General features: G+C 72.6%; 18 protein-coding genes. 8 read left to right on the top strand and 10 right to left on the bottom strand.

What is annotated here, in order from left to right; all coding sequences use genetic code 11:
- Positions 1-334: 334 nt before the first annotated feature.
- The 3 genes from ACWDD7_RS05090 to ACWDD7_RS05080 all read right to left on the bottom strand — a co-directional run bounded on the left by ACWDD7_RS05090 (position 335) and on the right by ACWDD7_RS05080 (position 1,903).
- A complete protein-coding gene (locus ACWDD7_RS05090; RefSeq protein WP_450456404.1) occupies positions 335-766 on the bottom strand; it encodes a hypothetical protein in 432 nt (143 codons plus the stop codon).
- A 191-nt stretch (positions 767-957) separates the two neighbouring features.
- Positions 958-1,092, bottom strand: a complete 135-nt coding sequence (locus ACWDD7_RS05085; RefSeq protein WP_450456403.1) for a hypothetical protein — start codon at positions 1,090-1,092, stop codon at positions 958-960.
- A gap of 49 nt (positions 1,093-1,141) precedes the next feature.
- Positions 1,142-1,903: a phosphoglyceromutase gene (locus ACWDD7_RS05080; protein ID WP_351874165.1), complete on the bottom strand. Its 762-nt coding sequence runs from the start codon at positions 1,901-1,903 to the stop codon at positions 1,142-1,144.
- Between the two features lie 152 nt (positions 1,904-2,055).
- Between ACWDD7_RS05080 and ACWDD7_RS05075 the strand changes: the two genes are divergently transcribed.
- Positions 2,056-3,333 (top strand): MDR family MFS transporter, encoded by a 1,278-nt coding sequence (locus ACWDD7_RS05075; protein ID WP_450456402.1) that lies wholly within the window; start codon positions 2,056-2,058, stop codon positions 3,331-3,333.
- A 100-nt stretch (positions 3,334-3,433) separates the two neighbouring features.
- Positions 3,434-3,907, top strand: coding sequence for a carboxymuconolactone decarboxylase family protein (locus ACWDD7_RS05070; RefSeq protein WP_285559032.1), 474 nt, complete (start codon positions 3,434-3,436; stop codon positions 3,905-3,907).
- Between the two features lie 60 nt (positions 3,908-3,967).
- On the opposite strand, the gene ACWDD7_RS05065 is transcribed toward ACWDD7_RS05070, so the two are convergent.
- Complete coding sequence (locus ACWDD7_RS05065; RefSeq protein ID WP_351874158.1) at positions 3,968-4,453, bottom strand: DUF2000 domain-containing protein; 486 nt, start codon at positions 4,451-4,453, stop codon at positions 3,968-3,970.
- Between ACWDD7_RS05065 and ACWDD7_RS05060 the strand changes: the two genes are divergently transcribed.
- On the top strand, positions 4,452-5,309 hold the full coding sequence (locus tag ACWDD7_RS05060; RefSeq protein WP_450456401.1) for a helix-turn-helix domain-containing protein: 858 nt from the start codon (positions 4,452-4,454) through the stop codon (positions 5,307-5,309). The two genes, ACWDD7_RS05065 and ACWDD7_RS05060, sit on opposite strands and share 2 nt — an antisense overlap.
- Here the strand turns inward: ACWDD7_RS05060 and ACWDD7_RS05055 are convergent.
- Both ACWDD7_RS05055 and mshA read right to left on the bottom strand, forming a co-directional pair.
- Positions 5,287-5,787, bottom strand: coding sequence for a type III secretion system chaperone family protein (locus ACWDD7_RS05055; protein ID WP_351874154.1), 501 nt, complete (start codon positions 5,785-5,787; stop codon positions 5,287-5,289). The two genes, ACWDD7_RS05060 and ACWDD7_RS05055, sit on opposite strands and share 23 nt — an antisense overlap.
- Complete coding sequence (mshA, locus tag ACWDD7_RS05050; RefSeq protein ID WP_351874152.1) at positions 5,780-7,117, bottom strand: D-inositol-3-phosphate glycosyltransferase; 1,338 nt, start codon at positions 7,115-7,117, stop codon at positions 5,780-5,782. Before mshA ends, ACWDD7_RS05055 begins: the two co-directional genes overlap by 8 nt.
- 203 nt (positions 7,118-7,320) lie before the next feature.
- Between mshA and ACWDD7_RS05045 the strand changes: the two genes are divergently transcribed.
- The 3 genes from ACWDD7_RS05045 (at position 7,321) to ACWDD7_RS05035 (ending at position 11,070) form a co-directional block, all read left to right on the top strand.
- Positions 7,321-8,169 (top strand): class I SAM-dependent methyltransferase, encoded by an 849-nt coding sequence (locus ACWDD7_RS05045; RefSeq protein ID WP_450456400.1) that lies wholly within the window; start codon positions 7,321-7,323, stop codon positions 8,167-8,169.
- A 195-nt stretch (positions 8,170-8,364) separates the two neighbouring features.
- Positions 8,365-9,450, top strand: a complete 1,086-nt coding sequence (locus ACWDD7_RS05040) for a C40 family peptidase (protein WP_392216981.1) — start codon at positions 8,365-8,367, stop codon at positions 9,448-9,450.
- A 324-nt stretch (positions 9,451-9,774) separates the two neighbouring features.
- Complete coding sequence (locus ACWDD7_RS05035) at positions 9,775-11,070, top strand: PP2C family protein-serine/threonine phosphatase (RefSeq protein ID WP_351874147.1); 1,296 nt, start codon at positions 9,775-9,777, stop codon at positions 11,068-11,070.
- A gap of 28 nt (positions 11,071-11,098) precedes the next feature.
- Here the strand turns inward: ACWDD7_RS05035 and ACWDD7_RS05030 are convergent, their stop codons facing one another.
- The 3 genes from ACWDD7_RS05030 to ACWDD7_RS05020 form a co-directional block, all read right to left on the bottom strand.
- A complete protein-coding gene (locus ACWDD7_RS05030; RefSeq protein ID WP_351874144.1) occupies positions 11,099-11,443 on the bottom strand; it encodes a DUF2516 family protein in 345 nt (114 codons plus the stop codon).
- 113 nt (positions 11,444-11,556) lie between these two features.
- Positions 11,557-12,156 (bottom strand): hypothetical protein, encoded by a 600-nt coding sequence (locus tag ACWDD7_RS05025; RefSeq protein WP_450456399.1) that lies wholly within the window; start codon positions 12,154-12,156, stop codon positions 11,557-11,559.
- Positions 12,157-12,234: 78 nt separating this feature from the next.
- Positions 12,235-12,666: a helix-turn-helix domain-containing protein gene (locus ACWDD7_RS05020; protein WP_351874139.1), complete on the bottom strand. Its 432-nt coding sequence runs from the start codon at positions 12,664-12,666 to the stop codon at positions 12,235-12,237.
- A gap of 127 nt (positions 12,667-12,793) precedes the next feature.
- Between ACWDD7_RS05020 and ACWDD7_RS05015 the strand changes: the two genes are divergently transcribed.
- Positions 12,794-13,372: an NUDIX domain-containing protein gene (locus ACWDD7_RS05015; protein ID WP_450456398.1), complete on the top strand. Its 579-nt coding sequence runs from the start codon at positions 12,794-12,796 to the stop codon at positions 13,370-13,372.
- Positions 13,291-13,887, top strand: coding sequence for a nucleotidyltransferase family protein (locus tag ACWDD7_RS05010; protein ID WP_450456397.1), 597 nt, complete (start codon positions 13,291-13,293; stop codon positions 13,885-13,887). The genes ACWDD7_RS05015 and ACWDD7_RS05010 overlap by 82 nt, the downstream gene beginning before the upstream one ends.
- Positions 13,888-13,893: 6 nt before the next feature.
- On the opposite strand, the gene ACWDD7_RS05005 is transcribed toward ACWDD7_RS05010, so the two are convergent.
- A complete protein-coding gene (locus tag ACWDD7_RS05005; protein ID WP_450456396.1) occupies positions 13,894-15,138 on the bottom strand; it encodes an MFS transporter in 1,245 nt (414 codons plus the stop codon).
- Between the last annotated feature and the right edge of the window lie 34 nt (positions 15,139-15,172).

Below are 15,172 nucleotides of genomic sequence, written 5' to 3'. Positions count from 1 at the left end.
TCGCGATGACGCACCCGGGGCCGGCCGTGGATGTCACCCGTCGGCGTCGTCCATCGCCGTCGGCTCGGCTGCCGCGCCTCCCGCTGTACGGCCCGGTGGGCGCCGGCGAGGTCGTCGCGGCCGACCTCCCTGCGACCAACCGGACTTCCCGGGACACTCGCCCAAAAAGCCTTGGGCCGGCCATCGCACGCGCTTAGTCGCCCCCACCGGGCGGTCCATGAGCAGCGTCAGTCGGCGGAAGCGGCCTCCTCCGTCACCCGTGATGTCACTCGTGGATGTCAGAACGGCGCGACCGCGGGCGCTCGCCTGGGGCAACCCTGCTGTCTGAGCTGCCTCAGCAGTTGTCGACGCAGATCCCTTCGCTCATGCCTCCGTAGTAATAGGTGGGGCTGGTGAAGAACGACTGGGCGAAGACGCCGTGGGTGCCCTGCCAGACCACCGGGGTCGTGACGACGGTGCCGGACGGGCCCTGCACAACTTTGCAGGTGAGGCTGCCGGGGACGACGTTGAGGTTTTCGTCCAGCACTTCGACGCAGAGGTTGATCGAGGTGTTGTTGCTGCCGTAGGTCTTGACGGTGCCCCAGACGTTGTGGCCGTCGTACTGGGGGGTGTTGATGCAGGTGTGGACGTACAGGCCGTCCGCGTAGAGGTCGGGGGTACGGCAGGCGGTGACTGTGTTGGCGGCCGAGGCGTTGCCGGCTGTGAGGACACTCGTGGACGCGGCCATCGCCAGCGTCAGCGCCGAGGCGGCAAGGCGGAGCTTCAAGGTGTCTCCTTCGGGAATCGTGGCCGGAAGCCGACGTTCCGCGTGCGGACACCGCTTCAGTCGGGATGCGCAACCGGCTGCCCCGCGCAGATGGCGTGGGCCACGACCGGGACCCTATGAGGCTGGATCGGCGCCGAGACAGTACGGAATGTGCCACACCGCCGTGTGCACCGGTGTGGTTCCTTCGGGGTTCACAGATCGTTGAGCAGCACGGCCGCCCCGTCGAAGCGTCCCACCTTCAGATCGCTCGACGTCCGCTGGGCCTCGGAGAGCGGGAGAACGGCATGGCGTCTGACGGCCCACAGACGGCCCCAGGATGCAGACAAGCCCCTCACCCGTCATGAGACGGCAGGCGAGGGGCTTGATCGTTCCGTGTTACTTCTTCTTGCCCTGGTTCTTCACCGCCTCGATCGCCGCCGCGGCCGCCTCGGGGTCGAGGTACTTGCCGCCCGGGACGAGGGGCTTGAAGTCGGAGTCGAGTTCGTAGGAGAGGGGGATGCCCGTGGGGATGTTCAGGCCCGCGATGTCGGCGTCGGAGATGCCGTCCAGGTGCTTGACCAGGGCGCGCAGGGAGTTGCCGTGGGCGGCGACGAGGACCGTGCGGCCGGAGCGGAGGTCCGGGACGATCGCGTCGTACCAGTAGGGGAGCATCCGGAGGACGACGTCCTTCAGGCACTCGGTCCTGGGGCGCAGCTCCGGCGGGAGGGCCGCGTAGCGCGCGTCGGCGAACTGGGAGAACTCGGAGTCGTCCGGCAGCGGGGGCGGCGGGGTGTCGTACGAGCGGCGCCAGAGCATGAACTGCTCCTCGCCGAACTCGGCCAGCGTCGCGGCCTTGTCCTTGCCCTGGAGGGCGCCGTAGTGGCGCTCGTTCAGGCGCCAGCTGCGGTGGACCGGGATCCAGTGGCGGTCGGCGGCCTCAAGGGCCAGCTGGGCGGTGCGGATCGCGCGCTTCTGGAGGGACGTGTGGACCACGTCGGGCAGCAGGTCGGCGTCCTTCAGGAGCTCGCCACCGCGGACTGCCTCCTTCTCGCCCTTCTCGTTCAGGTTGACGTCCACCCAGCCGGTGAACAGGTTCTTCGCGTTCCACTCGCTCTCGCCGTGGCGGAGGAGGATCAGCTTGTACGGTGCGTCGGCCATGCCCCAGAGCGTAATCCACGGCCCCCGACGCCGACGCGGCCGACCAGTGAGCGGGACACCGACGGCGTCTGTTAATCCATTGGTCGATGTCAGACCCCCTATGTAAGTTGTGCTTGCCTGTACAGCCACTTACCATCTCAGGGGGTCACCTCATGCCCGCCGCCCGTCTCGGACGCGCTGCCCGGGAAGCCGTATCCGGGCTCCCCCGTGAGTTCTGGTGGCTGTGGACCAGCACCCTCGTCAACCGGCTCGGCGCCTTCGTGGCCACCTTCATGGCCCTGTACCTCACCCTCGACCGCGGCTACTCCGCCTCGTACGCCGGTCTCGTCGCCTCCCTGCACGGCCTCGGCGGGGTCCTCTCCGCCCTCGGCGGCGGGGTGATGGCCGACCGGATCGGGCGGCGGCCCACCCTGCTCGTCGCCCAGTCGGCCACCGCCGCCTCCGTCGCGCTGCTCGGGTTCATGACCGACCCCGTCGCCATCGCCGGCGTCGCCTTCCTCGTCGGCATGGCCGCCAACGCCTCTCGCCCCGCCGTGCAGGCGATGATGGCCGACATCGTGCGGCCCGAGGACCGGGTGCGGGCCTTCTCGCTCAACTACTGGGCCATCAACCTCGGTTTCGCCGTCTCCTCCGCCGCCGCCGGCTTCATCGCCGAGTTCAGCTACCTCGCCGGGTTCCTGATCGAGGCCGGCATGACCGCCGTCTGCGCCCTCGTCGTCTTCCTGAAGGTCCCCGAGTCCCGGCCCGCCGCCCCGGCCAGGAAGGACGGCGCGGAGGTGAGCCTCGGCACCGTGCTGCGCGACGGGCGCTACATGGCCGTCGTCGGCCTGTCCTTCCTCGTCGCCCTGATCTTCCAGCAGGGCTCGGTCGCCCTCCCGGTCGCCATGGGCCGCGCCGGGTTCACGCCCGCCGACTACGGCGTCGCCATCGCCGTCAACGGCGTCCTGATCGTCGCCCTCCAGATCCCCGTCACCCGCTTCATCGAGCACCGCGACCCGCGCAGCCTGCTCGTGGTCTCCTCGCTCCTCGCGGGGTACGGCTTCGGACTCACCGCCTTCGCCGGGTCGGTCGGCGCCTTCATGGCCACCGTGTGCGTGTGGACCCTCGCCGAGATCGTCAACGCGCCGACCCAGACCGGGCTCGTGGTCCGCCTCTCCCCCGTCCACGGACGCGGGCGCTACCAGGGCATGTACAGCCTCTCCTGGTCCGTCGCCGCCCTGATCGCGCCCCTGATGTCCGGTCAGGTCATCGACCGGTTCGGGGCGCGGTGGCTGTGGGGGACGTGCGCCGTCGTGGGCACGGTCGCGGGGCTCGGGTACGGGCTGCTCATGCGCGGGCTGCGGGATCGCGACGCCGTCGGCGAGGACCGTACGGCCGGCGGCCCCGCGATCGTCGCCGACCCCGCCCCGGAGCGCTCCCCCAGCATGTGACGCGGGTCACATTCGACCTTGTCACATTGTCCCGGCTCCCCTCCGTCAACGAGGTGTACCCAGCCGCGAGCAAGACGACCCACTCAGGGAGCGCATCACCATGGACGCCCGTCTGAACCTCATGACCAACCCGGTCGCCGGCAAGTTCCTCAAGTACGTCAACTCGGCCGGGAAGGTGTTGTCGGACTCCACCCTCCCGGCCGCGACGCAGGAGCTGGTCAAGCTCCGCGCCAGCCAGATCAACGGCTGCGGGTTCTGCACCGACATGCACAGCAAGGACGCCGAGGCCGCCGGGGAGTCCACGCAGCGGCTGCACCTGGTCGCCGCCTGGCGCGAGGCCACCGTGTTCACCGAGGCCGAGCGTGCCGCGCTGGAGCTGACCGAGCAGGGCACCCGGATCGCGGACGCGGCCGGCGGGGTCACCGACGAGGCCTGGGCGGAGGCCGCCCGGCACTACGACGAGGAGCAGCTCGCCGCCCTCGTGGGCCTGATCGCCGTCATCAACCTCTACAACCGCGTGAACGTCGTCGTCCGCCAGCCCGCGGGCGACTACCAGCCCGGCATGTTCGACTGACCGGGGCCCGACAGGGGCAGCCGGTACGGGGGTCCGGCCGGCCCCGCGGGCGGGGGCGCGTCACGGGTGCATGCGCGCCCCCTTCAGCACCTTGTCCACCCCGTTGCGCGGCCCGTACACCGCGAGCCCGACCAGGTCCAGATCGGCCGTCGGTACGGCGCGCACCGCCGCGCGGTTGTCGCGGTCGTTGCCCGTGGCGAACAGGTCCGCGGTGAACACCGCGCAGGGCAGGGCCCGGCCGAGCGCCCGCCCGTGGGCCGCGCGCAGGGTCTCCTTCTCGCCCTCGAAGACCAGCACCGGCTGCCGGAACATGGGCAGGTACGACACGCCGTCCGCGTCCTCGTACGGCTCCCCGACCACCTCCGGCAGGGTCGCGCCCAGGCCGCTGACCAGGAACGCGGTGACGTTCAGCCGCTGCCAGGGGGCGAGGTCCGCGCGCAGCAGCACGGCGATCTTGGTGTCGAACCGGACGGGTTCGAAGGTCATGGCGCTCATGGGACGAGACTGCCGATCGCCGCCCGGCGCCGTCTTGTACGTTGTTTGCATGGCCGTGAAGCGGGCCGCGCGCGGGGCCCCGGGGGAGGAAGTGAGCGCGTGGCGTCCCCGGGTGGCGGGCGTCACCGAGGTGTTCCACGCCCATTTCACCGAGTACGCCTACCCGATGCACGTCCATGACGCGTGGACGCTGCTCATCGTGGACGACGGCGCGGTCCGCTACGACCTCGACCGGCACGAGCACGGCACCCCGCTCGACACGGTCAGCCTGCTGCCGCCGCACGTACCGCACAACGGCTCCCCCGCGACCCCGGGCGGTTTCCGCAAGCGGGTCGTCTACCTCGACAGCAGCCGCCTGGGCGAGGAGCTGATCGGCGCGGCCGTCGACGGACCCGATCTGCGCGACCCCGTGCTGCGCCTGCGCGTCGGGCAGCTGCACGCGGCCCTCGCCCGCCCCGGCGACGAACTGGAGGCGGAGAGCAGGCTGACCCTGGTCGGGGAGCGGCTGCGGGGTCATCTGCTGCGCCGCGTGGAGCCGCCGCCGCCTCGGCGCGATCCGGACCTCGCCCGCGAGCTGCGGGAGTTGCTGGACGCCCGCGTCCTCGAAGGGGTCTCGCTCGCCGAGGCCTCGGCGCTGCTGCACGCCCATCCCGCCCATCTCGTACGGGCGTTCAGCGGCGCGTACGGCATCGCCCCGCACCGGTACCTGATGTCCCGCCGGGTCGGCCGGGCCCGCCGGCTGCTGCTGGACGGGCTGCCGCCGGGCGAGGTGGCGACGCTCACCGGGTTCTACGACCAGGCCCATCTCACCCGCCACTTCCGGAAGCTGGTCGGGGTGCCGCCGGGCCGCTATCGCGCCGGCGCGCGCCGGGCTCCGCAGCGCATCACTCGGCCGGGCGGCCGATGAGGTGCCTGAAGGCGTCCAGGTTGCGGGTGGACTCGCCGCGGGAGACGCGCCAGGCGTACTCCTTGCGGATCGAGGTGGCGAAGCCCAGCTCCAGAAGGGAGTTGAAGGCGCCGTCGGCCGCTTCCAGGACCTGGCCGAGGAGCCGGTCGATCTCCTCCGGGGTGACGGCGGCGAGCGGAAGGCGCGCGGTGACGTAGACGTCGCCGAGCCGGTCGACGGCGTAACTCACGCCGTACAGCCTGAGGTTGCGCTCCAGCAGCCAGCGGTGGACGCCCGCCTCGTTCTCGTCGGGGTGGCGCACGACGAAGGCGTTCAGGGAGAGGGAGTGCCGGCCGACGAGGAAGGAGACGGTGGTGGACAGCTTGTGCGTGCCGGGCAGCCTGACCACGTAGGTGCCGGGCCCGGGGTTCTCCCACTCCAGTTCGGCGTCCTGGAAGACGGCCGCCAGGACCTGCCCGGCCTTCTCGACATCACCCATGGTGGGAGCGTACGCGACGGCGGTACGACTGGATCGCGGCCGTGTACACGTCGGCGGTCGCCGCGGCCGCCGCGTCCCAGCCGAAGGACCGGGCGTGCCGGGCGGCGGCGTCGCCCATGCGGGCGGTCAGGGCCCGCTCGTCGGCGAACCGGGCGAGGACGCGCGCGTAGGCGGCCGGTTCGTGCCCGTCGACCAGGAAGCCGGTCTCGCCGTCGCGCACGGCCACCGGCAGCCCGCCGACCGAGGCGGCAAGCACCGGGGTGCCGGACGCCTGCGCCTCGATGGCGACCAGCCCGAAGGACTCGCTGTACGACGGCATGACCAGCAAGGACGCGGCCCGGAACCAGTCCGCGAGCTGCTCCTGGCCGACCGGCGGGTGGAACCGTACGACGTCCGCTATGCCGAGCCGGGCGGCGAGCTTCTGCAGGCCCTCGGGCTTGGCGAGGCCGCTGCCGCTGGGGCCGCCGACCACGGGGACGAGGATCTTGGAGCGGAGTTCGGGGCGTTCGTCGAGGAGGACGGCCACCGCGCGCAGCAGCACGTCCGGGGCCTTCAGGGGCTGTATACGGCCCGCGAAGAGGGGGATCAGGGCGTCCGCGGGCAGGCCGAGGCGGGCGCGGGCGGCCGCGCGGCCGTCGGCGGGGCGGAAGCGCTCCAGGTTGACACCGGGGTGGACGACGGCGACCGAGCCGGGGTCGGCGTCGTAGTGCCGGGCGAGTTCGGCGGCCTCCTCGTCGGTGTTGGCGATCAGCCGGTCGGCGGCGGCCACGATCTGGGTCTCGCCGATGACCCGGGCGACGGGCTCGGGGCGGTCACCGGCGGCCAGATTGGCGTTCTTGACCTTGGCCATGGTGTGCATGGCGTGCACCAGGGGGACGCCCCAGCGCTGGGCGGCGAGCCAGCCGACGTGGCCGGAGAGCCAGTAGTGGGAGTGGACCAGGTCGTAGTAGCCGGGGCGGTGGCCGGCCCACGCCTGCATCACGCCGTGTGTGAAGGCGCACAGCTGGGCGGGCAGCTCCTCCTTGGCGAGGCCCTCGTACGGCCCCGCGTCGACGTGCCGGACGAGGACGCCGGGGGCGAGCTGGACGGTGGGCGGCAGGTCGCCGGCAGTGGCCCTGGTGAAGATCTCCACCTCGATGCCGAGCGCGGCGAGCCGCTGGGCCAGCTCCACGATGTAGACGTTCATGCCGCCGGCGTCACCGGTGCCGGGCTGGTGCAGGGGCGAGGTGTGCACGGAGAGCATCGCGACCCGGCGGGGTCTGCGGAGCAGCCGGAGCCGGGGCGCGGCGGACGGGGAGCGGCGCCCGAGCCTGCTGGCGTACTGGCTCACGTAGCGGTCCTCCTTGCTGCGGGCATGCCGGACGGAGGGCTCGCCTGCGCCCTCCAAGGGGGTGCAACAGCGGGCGGGGGGCGGACCATTTCCGGAACAAGCGGCTTTGCCGAATCATTACCTTGACCGGCTCAACCTCGCGGCCGGGCGAACGGCCCGAACGGCCGCCGGAGCCCCGCCGCACCCCCTTTACCCTCGTACCCATGGCAACCCGCGCATCGGCCCTCCCCCACTCCCGGCTCCGCCCGAGCGGGGGGACCCCCGTGGTGGGAACGGTGACGCGCGGCACCACCAACCCCAACCGGCTGCGCCGCATGGACCGCTGGATCGCCGCGGCCCACGGCGCCGAGCTGCGCCGCGCCACCGCCCCGACCGCCGTCGACCTCGGCTACGGCGCCGCCCCCTGGACCGCCGTGGAACTGCTCGGCCGGCTCCGCGCCACCGCCCCGGGCACCCGTGTCGTCGGCATCGAGATCGAGCCGGAGCGGGTCGCGGCGGCCCGGCCGTACGAGCGGGAGGGGCTGGTCTTCCGGCACGGCGGCTTCGAGGTCCCCGTGCCCGGCCGCCCGCTGCTGATCCGTGCCGCGAACGTGCTGCGCCAGTACGACGAGGCCGAGGTCGCCGCGGTCTGGGAGCGGCTGTGCGCACGGCTGGCCCCCGCGGGCGGCGCCTCGCGCGGCGGGCTGCTGGTCGAGGGGACGTGCGACGAGATCGGCCGGCGGCATGTGTGGGTGGCGCTCGGCCCGGAGGGGCCGCGGACCGTCACCTTCGCCACCCGCCTCGGCTCCCTCGACCGCCCCTCCGACCTCGCCGAGCGGCTGCCGAAGGCGCTGATCCACCGCAATGTGCCCGGCGAGCCGGTGCACGCCTTCCTGCGCGACTTCGACCGCGCCTGGGCGGCCGCCGCGCCCTACGCCTCGTACGGCGCCCGGCAGCGCTGGCTGCGCACGGTGCGCTCCCTCACGGCCGACTGGCCGGTGACGGACGGACCGGCGCGCTGGCGGCAGGGCGAAGTGACCGTGGCGTGGGCCGCTTTGGCGCCCCGGAGCTGAAACCACCCTTTCGGGTGGGCGGGCAACGGAACGTTCTCCGCGCTTCGTTCGTCACATGGGCGAGGTGATCGCCGCCATGGCCGGGTGCGGGGGAAATCAGACTTTCCTTACGGCCTCTGTCGCTTTGCGCGCGGCCGTGGCACGATCCCTCAGGCGTCCACAAGTTACTGACGGTAAATCAGCTGGGGGGTAGGTATGGGTACGGGCAAGCGCGGTCTGCTCGCGGCCGCCCTGACCGTGGTCTGCGCGGTGGCCGTACTCGCGGCGCCCGGGACGGCACTCGCCGCACCGGCACCCCCGCCGGGCACCGGCTCCGCACCGGGTCCGGGCCCGAAGCCCGTGCCGGACAAGGACCTTGAGCAGGTCCGCGAGAAGCTGGACAAGCTCTACCACGACGCGGCCGTGGCCACCGACGCGTACAACGCGGCGGAGGAGAAGGCCAAGAAGCAGTCCGCCGAGATCGTCTCGCTGGCCAAGAAGATCGAGGCCGGCCGGCAGAAGCTCGCGCTGCTCAAGGACCAGGCGGGCGCGACGGCGCGGGAGCAGTACCGCACCGGGGGGATGCCGCCCACCGCCCAGTTCCTGCTCAGCGACGACCCGGGCCAGTTCCTGGACGGCGCCGGGCTGGTCCTGCAGAGCCAGCAGGCGGCCAACCATCTGATCGGCGAACAGTCCGCCACCCAGAAGCAGTTGCAGGACTACGCCGCCGACGCGGCCGCCCAGTGGAAGAAGCTGGACGCCGACCGCAAGGCCAAGGCGAGCGCCAAGAAGAAGATCCAGCAGCAGATCGACGCCGCGAAGAAGCTGGAGTCGTCGCTGGAGCAGAAGCAGCGGGAACGGCTCGCCCAGCTGGAGCAGAAGGCCGCGCTCAAGGCGCAGACCGCCTGGCTGGACACCGGAATCCTCAAGCGGATCCACGGCAAGGCCTCCGCGGCGGGCGAGAAGGCCGTGGCGTTCGCCACCGCCCAGCTGGGCAAGCCGTACGTGTGGGGCGCCGAGGGCCCGGACTCCTTCGACTGCTCGGGCCTGACCTCCCAGGCCTGGGCCGCGGCCGGCCGGCCCATCCCGCGCACCTCCCAGGAGCAGTGGAGGCAGCTCAAGCACATCGACATCAAGGACATGCGCCCCGGCGACCTCGTCATCTACTTCGACGACGCCAGCCATGTCGCCCTGTACATCGGCGACGGCGCGATCATCCAGGCCCCGCGTCCGGGTCGTTCGGTGACGGTCGCGGGCGCGGGTTCGATGCCGATCCTGGGGGTCGTACGGCCCGACGCGTGACCCGGGCGGCACGCGGGGTCGCGGGCGCGAGGGGGGTCACGCGAGGGGCGTTACACGCCTTCTGCCCCAGTGGCATGGGTCATGTGACCCACTCCACCGCCAACCCCCGTTCAAACCGGGGCATGACGTGAGCTTCGTCATCCCCGGGAGCCCCGTCCGCTGTCCAACTGCGTTACGGAAAGCGGCATATGACAGTGGCCTGAGCCAGAGCGACGCGGCTCACACCATTCCATCGGGGTGGCCGCACCCGCTATGGTCCCCGTCGGTGGGTCGAGACCCCTCGACACCGCCGTGCCCTCGGGGGGAGGGAAGGAACCCAGGACGATGCCCGTACCCGTACCGCGGCAGAGAGCGATCCCGGCCGTGGAGAGTGGTCAGGCGCAGGCCGCCGGCGCCGTCGGCGGCCCCCTCAAGGAAGAGGCCCACCGCGACGCCGCGCCCACCAGCGGCACCACTCTCACCCTGCTGCTGATCGAGGACGACCCGGTCGGCTCGCCGATCGTGCCCGAACTGCTGGACTCGGCCGGCAAGCCGGTCCGCGTGCGCACCGCCCGCAACCTCACCGAGGCCGAGCGGCTGCTCACCGACGACGTCCACTGCATCCTGCTGGACCTGGCGCTGCCCGCGCCGGGCGGCAGCGACGCCGACGACGAGCTGGCCGTGCTCCGGCACGTCCTCCAGCTCGCGCCCCGGCACGCCGTGCTGGCCCTGACCGGCTCCGGCGACTCCGAGCGCGGCGCGGAGGCGGTGCGCGTGGGCGCGCAGGACTACCTCTTCCGGGACGAGCTGGACAGCCGGCTGCTCAGCCGCGCCATCCGGTACGCGGTGGAGCGGAAACGATCCGACACCGCGGAGCGCCGGCTCACCGAGAGCCGGCTGCGGGCGCAGGAGAACCGGCGCCTGGAGCGGGGGCTGCTGCCCACGCCGCTGCTCGACGGCTCCTCGCTGCGGTTCGCCGCGCGGTACCGTCCGGGCCGCTCCCGCGCGCTGCTCGGCGGCGACTTCTACGACGCCGTGCGCACCCCCGACGGCACGGTGCACGCGATGATCGGCGACGTCTGCGGCCACGGCCCGGACGAGGCCGCGCTCGGTGTGGAGCTGCGGATCGCCTGGCGGGCGCTCACCCTCGCGGGACTGTGCGGGGACGATCTGCTGGGCACGCTGCAGGAGGTGCTGGAGCACGAGCGGGCGGACGAGGAGATCTTCGCGACGCTGTGCACGGTGGACATCGCGCCGGACGGCCGCCACGCGGGGCTGTGCCTGGCGGGCCACCCCGCGCCGCTGCTGGCCCGCCCCGGGCTGCCGGCGCGGCTGCTGCCGTACGACAACAACGGTCCCGCGCTCGGGCTGCTGCCCGGTGCCCGTTGGTCCCGGATGCAGGTCGAGCTGGGCGCCGAGTGGAGCCTGATGCTGTACACCGACGGGCTGATCGAGGGCCGGGTCGGGGCCGGCGGGGAGCGGCTCGGTCAGGAGGGGATGGTGGAGATGATCCGCCGGCAGCTCTCCGAGGGGCTGCGGGGCGAGGAGCTGCTGCGGGCCGCGGTGCAGGAGGTCCGGCGGCTCAACGGGGGCGAGCTGACGGACGACGTGGCCGTCGTCCTGCTGGACCGCACGGCGTAGGCCGGCCGGGTGCCGGCCCGGCCCCGTCCTAGCGGCCGCCGTTGTACGGGCCGTACGGGCCGTCGCTGCTGCTGCCGCGGCGGCGGCCGAAGCCCTTGCCGCCCGTGACGTGCTTGAGGGCGGGGCGGACGTCGACGATGTAGACGATGCTGGCCACCGCGCCGGCGATCGGCAGGATGGACAGGATCGAGAAGAGGATGCTGACGACCAGGGCGATGCCCAGGATGATCAGCCAGAAGACCTTGTTCTGCTTGTCGGCCGCGCGGAACGCGTCCTCGCGCCGTACCGCGGCGTCGACGAGCGCGAACGCGGCCAGGGCCATGAGGACGATCTTCAGGATCCCCATGAATCCCGTGAAGCCCAACATCAGCATGGTTGCCACCGTCCGTGATCCGCCGCTCGGTCCCTACGCCGCAACCGTACCCACTGAACGGGCGGAACGGGCCGGACACCTCGAAGATGCCCGGCCCGTGGGTGCCACCGCCGTCACTTGGCCGGAGGGGTGGGCTTCTTCAGGGGGGTGGCCTTGCGGGCGGTCGGGGCCTTCCTGGCGGCGGCCTTCCTCTCCGCGGCGGCCTCGGGCGTGGCGACCTTGGGCCGGCCGGACTCGTCCTTGACCTCGACGGGCTCGGCCTTGCCCTCGACGGCGATGGCCAGTTCCTCGATGTCCTCGGCGGCCTCGCCGCGCCAGGTCTTCACGGCCTGCTCGCCGTGCTCGGCGACCTTCTCGTAGGTCTCGCGGGCCCGGACCGCGTACTCGGCGGCGACGCCCACACCGCGCAGGGCGAGGTCCTGGGCCTGCTCGCCGAGCTTCTTCAGGTCGACGTCGAAGCCGCCGATCAGCTCGGTGACCTTGGACTGCAGGGTCTCCTGCGCCTCCTTGGCGCGTGCGGCGGCCTTCTCCTGCACGGCCTTCGGGTCGGTGCCGCGCACCTTCTCGATCCGGGCCGGGGCCTCGGCGCGCAGCTGCTCGACCAACGCGGGCACCTTCTTGGCCTGCTGGAGGGCGAGGTCGGCGGTGCCGGCGGCGAAGTAGAGCGGGGTCGGGTCGCTGAGGGTCTTGCGCAGGTCGTCGGTGATGGCCATGGTGATCAGGTCCTCCCGGATTCGCGTTCGGCTGAGGTGGTGTGGTTCGCGGCGGGCGCCCGGTGCCCTGGTCCGGCGTCAGCCGGCCGTCCGCCGCGAGCCGGCATCGTCTGCGTCTGTTCCCTGCTCCGTGCGGTCCTCACCCGCGGGTTCGCCGGTCCCGAATCCGTTCTCCTTCCGGAAGGACTCGTAGATCTGGAGCAGCACCTGCTTCTGCCGCTCGTTCAGCGAGGGATCGGCGAGGATGACGGCGCGCGTCTCCACCTCGTCCCGGTCCCGCTCGGCGTCGAGGATTCCGGCACGGACGTACAGCGTCTCGGCGGAGATGCGCAGGGCCTTGGCGACCTGCTGCAACACCTCCGCGCTCGGCTTGCGCAGCCCGCGCTCGATCTGGCTCAGGTACGGATTGGACACCCCGGCCGCCTCGGCGAGCTGCCGCAGCGACAGCTGGGCGTTACGCCGCTGCTCGCGCAGGTACTCACCGAGATTGCCGACGTTCAGTGATGCCATGCCTCCACCATGCCCCACCCCCGCTAACTATTGCAAGCACGTGCTTGCAATAGTGCGCCGGCGTGTCGGGCGGGGTGCCGCGGTGAAGGGAGGGCTTCCGGCTGGAGGGTCTGGCATCGTGTGCGGGATGGGGGAACCGGTGGCGCGGGTCGATGAGCGGGATCGGGTGATCGGGGTCGCCGATCGGTGGCGGGCCGTCCGGGAGGGGTGGTTGCATCGGGTCGCCGTGACGGTGTGCCGGGACGAGCACGGGCGGGTGCTCGTGCACCGGCGGGCGGAGCGGCTGGCGCGGTACCCCGGATGGTACGAGGTCGTGGTCGGGGGCGCGGTGGGGGCCGGTGAGTCGTACGCGCGGGCCGCGGGCCGGGAGCTGACCGAGGAGTTGGGCGTCCTGGTGCCGGTGCGGCCGTTGTTCAGGTTTCTCAACCGGAGCGGCCTGAGCCCCCATTGGCTCGGTGTGCACGAGGCCGTGGTGCCGGACGTCGTGGTGCCCGATGCCCGGGAGGTGGCCTGGTACGGCTGGCTGACCGTGCCCGAGCTGTGGTCGGTCGTGCGGGAGTGGCCGTTCACCCCGGACAGCCACGAAGTCCTTGGACGGGCGGCGGTGCCCGGTAGGGAGTGCGGATGCCTGGTCGGGTACCGGTCGCCGGGGAGTCCGACGCGCTGCGGGACGTGCTCGGGCAGAACGAGGTGCTGGTCGAGGTGATGGACCGGGCGGCCGCGCCGGCGTTGCCCGGGTGGTACGTGACGGCGGGGTGCCTGTTCCAGACCGTGTGGAACGTCGTCACCGGGAGGCCGCCGACGAACGGCATCAAGGACTACGACCTGTTCTGCTTCGACCGCTCCGACCTGTCCTGGGCCGCGGAGGACGCCGTGATCAGGGCCGGGCGGGAGGTGTTCGGCGGGCTGCCCGGCGAGGTGGAGATCCGCAACGAGGCGCGGGTCCACCTCTGGTACGAGGCGAAGTTCGGGGTGGCCTGCCCGCCGTACGTGTCCACGGAGGCCGCCATCGACTCGTTCGCCGCGACGACCTGCTGTCTCGGGGTGCGCCTCGAACCCGGCGGAGCGTGGTCGGTCTACGCCCCGCACGGGCTGTCCGACGTGTTCGACCTCGTCGTCCGGCCCAACCCGGTGCTTGCCCCGCGGGAGGTCTACGAGGCCAAGGCGGCACGGTGGAAGAGCGAATGGCCGGAACTCACCGTGCTCCCCTGGCCCGGCTGACAGCCGTCAATCCACCTCCGCGCGGCGCATGGTGCGCACCTGCGGGGACAGCAGCGCCGCCGCCGTCGCGAGGACGATCAGCGCCGCGCACCCCGCCAGCGCCCGCCCCGTTCCCACCGCCGTCGCCGTGGGCCCGGCCACCAGGAGGCCCAGGGGCGCGAAGGCGAGGGAGCCGAACCAGTCGTAGGAGGTGACGCGGGAGAGGGCCTGTTCGGGGACCTCGTGGTGGATGGTGGTGATCCACAGGACGCCGAAGACGTCGCTCGCGACGCCGGAGGCGAACATGGCGGCGGCGGTCGGCCAGACGGGGGCCGAGGCCGCCAGCAGGGCGATCGGTACGGCCGCCGGGAAGGTGCACAGCACGGCCACCAGGAGGGGGCGCGGGACGCGTATCCGGGACGCCAGGCCCGCGCCCGCGACGGTGCCCACCGCCTGGGCGGCCACGATGACCGACCAGGAGCGCGCGCCGCCCAGGTGCTGCGAGGCCATCAGGGGGCCCAGGACCCCCACGTTGGCGTTGAGCGCGGCGACCACGACGGCGTACTGCGCGACCACCACCCACAGCCACTGCCGGGAGGAGAACTCCCGCCACCCCTCCTTCAGTTCGGCCCAGCCGGAGGTACGGCCACGGGGGCGCGCCGGCACCCGCAGGCGCGCCGTCAGGGCCGCGCTGACCACGAAGGAGGCCGCGTTCAGGGCGAGCGCCCAGCCCGCGCCCACCGCCGCCACGGTCACCCCGGACAGGGCCAGGCCCAGCAGCAGGGAGGTGTTGGTGCCCATGCGCAGCAGGCCGTTGGCGCGTTGCAGGCGCTCCTTCGGGACGAGCACCGGGACCAGGCCCTCGGAGGCGGGGGCGAACAGGGCCGTCGCCGTGCCGGCCAGGACGGCGAGCACGCACATCGCGGGCAGCGGGGCCGCGCCGGTCAGGACCATCGCGGCCAGGCCGCCGTACGCCCCCGCCCCGAGCACATCCGCCAGGGCCATCAGCGCCGAGCGGGACATCCGGTCCGCGATCACCCCGCCCACCAGCACGAACAGCAGCTGCGGCAGCGCCTGGCAGGCCACCACCAGCGACAGCCGGCCCGGGCCCGCGCCCGGCAGCGCGAGCACCGCGAAGGCGAGGGCCACGCGTGCGAAGCCGTTGCCCAGCACGGAGATCACCCGCGCGCAGAAGAGGAGGACGAAGCGGGTGTCCCGCCGCAGGAGGAAGACGTTTCCGTCCGGGATGGCCTTGCTCGAAGACACCGTCACGGACGCGCAGCCTAGGGGGCCCCGCGGGAGCACG

This window comes from Streptomyces sp. NPDC001056, assembly GCF_053598955.1.
This window is presented reverse-complemented; position numbering and strand designations above follow the sequence as displayed.